Here is a 1,051-nt window from a genome sequence, read left to right as displayed (position 1 = left end):
ACCGCGGGCCGTGGCAGGAGCAGGTCGAGCACAGCGGGCGGGTACTGCAGGCGCTCACCTTCGCCCCGACGGGGGCGATCGTGGCGGCCGCCACCACCTCGCTCCCCGAGAGCATCGGCGGAGACCGCAACTGGGACTACCGCTACACCTGGGTACGCGACGCCAGCTTCACCCTCCAAGCCCTGGCCACCGCATCCTGCGACAAGGAGAAGGGCGCCTTCTTCGGTTTCCTCGCCCGCGCCGCAGCCACCCAGCTGCAGCGCGGCGTGGACCTACAGGTCATGTACGGCATCGGCGGCGAACGTGACCTGAGCGAACGGCCCCTGCCCCACTTGACCGGGTGGCGCCACAGCGCCCCGGTGCGTACCGGCAACGACGCCTGGCGGCAGCGGCAGCTGGACGTCTACGGCGAACTCCTCGACGCCGCCCACCAGTGCCTGCCCCATGAGATGCCGCTCGACCTGCCGGTCCGGACATTTCTCGTACAGGCGGTGGAGGCAGCGGCCCGCCGGTGGAGCGAACCCGATCAGGGCATCTGGGAGGTGCGCGGACCGAGCCGGCACTTCCTGCACTCCAAGCTCATGTGCTGGGTCGCCTTGGACCGTGCCATCGACATGGCACCGGCCCTGCAAGCAGCCGATCGCGTCCAGGACTGGAAGGCCATCCGGGAGCAGATCCGCACCACGATCGAGGGAGAGGGCTGGAACGATCAGATGGGAGCGTTCTCCCAATCCTTCGGCAGCGAGGAACTGGACGCCTCCGCCCTCGTGCTGGCCCTGGTGGGATTCCTTCCCGGCAACGACCCCCGTGTGCGGTCAACCGTCGAAGCAATCCGATCGCAACTCACGGACGCGCGGGGGCTGGTACATCGCTACCTCAAGGACGACATGCCGACGCAGGAGGGCACTTTCCTGCTGTGCACTTTCTGGCTCGCCCACGCCCTGGCGATCAGCGGTGATGTCTCCGGAGCACGGCAGGTGTTCGAAACAGCTCTGGCCCAAGCCAACGATGTGGGCCTACTCGCTGAGGAAGTCTCCAGCGCCACGGGCGA

Annotated in this window: 1 protein-coding gene; it reads left to right on the top strand. The window is 68.0% G+C overall.

Annotated elements, in window-relative coordinates:
• The coding region (locus C6N31_RS42265; protein WP_198359624.1) for a glycoside hydrolase family 15 protein at window positions 1-1,051 on the top strand (1,051 nt) is incomplete at both ends.

Origin of the sequence: Streptomyces fildesensis, from assembly GCF_016107395.1 — a bacterium.
Taxonomy (GTDB): Bacteria; Actinomycetota; Actinomycetes; order Streptomycetales; family Streptomycetaceae; genus Actinacidiphila; species Actinacidiphila fildesensis.
The sequence above is the reverse complement of the archived record's forward strand: the minus strand, read 5'-3'. Positions and strand labels throughout refer to the sequence as shown.